The organism is Mesorhizobium sp. M7A.F.Ca.CA.002.15.2.1 (assembly GCF_003998715.1).
GTDB classification, from domain to species: domain Bacteria; phylum Pseudomonadota; class Alphaproteobacteria; order Rhizobiales; family Rhizobiaceae; genus Mesorhizobium; species Mesorhizobium ciceri.
This window is the reverse complement of record NZ_RZPI01001195.1, coordinates 1-652: the sequence shown is the minus strand read 5'-3', so window position 1 is coordinate 652 and position 652 is coordinate 1. Positions and strand designations below refer to the sequence as shown.

1 pseudogene is annotated in these 652 nt (G+C 64.7%); it reads left to right on the top strand.

The features are described 5' to 3' along the window. Positions 1-188: 188 nt before the first annotated feature. Positions 189-652, top strand: a pseudogene (locus tag ENZ74_RS33605) (hypothetical protein); the annotation flags it as partial.

Sequence of the window (652 nt, the reverse complement as noted above, 5' to 3'; positions counted from 1 at the left end):
ACGCCGGCGCGCAGCGCGTCTACGCGCTGCGCGCCGGCGTCAACATCATGATGTACATGCTGACCGGCAACTACAAATCCGACCAGGTGCACGTGCCCATACTGCTCGAACGGCTGGGGCAGTAAGATGAGTTTGTTTGGTTCCCTCCGGTCGCGGATAAACCCTCCCCAAAAAGAGGAGGGTAAGGGATGAACTGGTCGATTTCCTTCGAACCGCTGATCTCCTGGCCCCTGTTGGCCTTGGCGCTGGTGCCGCTGGCGCTGCTGGCGCTTGTCGGCCTGTGGTTTCGCCAGCGCGGCTCGGTCTTCCGCTTCATCGCCCTTTTGGCGCTCGCCGCCGCTTTGTTCAACCCGGTGTTCCTCAACGAGGAGCGCGAGCCGCTGAAAAGCGTTGTCGCCCTCGTCGTCGACCGCAGCCAGAGCCAGGATATCGGCGATCGCACCAAGCAGACCGACGAGGCGCTGGCCGGGCTGCAGCAGCGGCTTGGCCGCTTCAAGCAGTTCGACGTGCGCGTCGTCGAGGCCGGCAAATCCGAGGCCGCCGAAGAGCGCACCGAGACACGGCTGTTCGGCGCGCTTGAAGGCGCCTTCCGCGACGTGCCGCCGTCACGCATCGGCGGCGCGATCATGATCACCGATGGCGAGGTCCATGA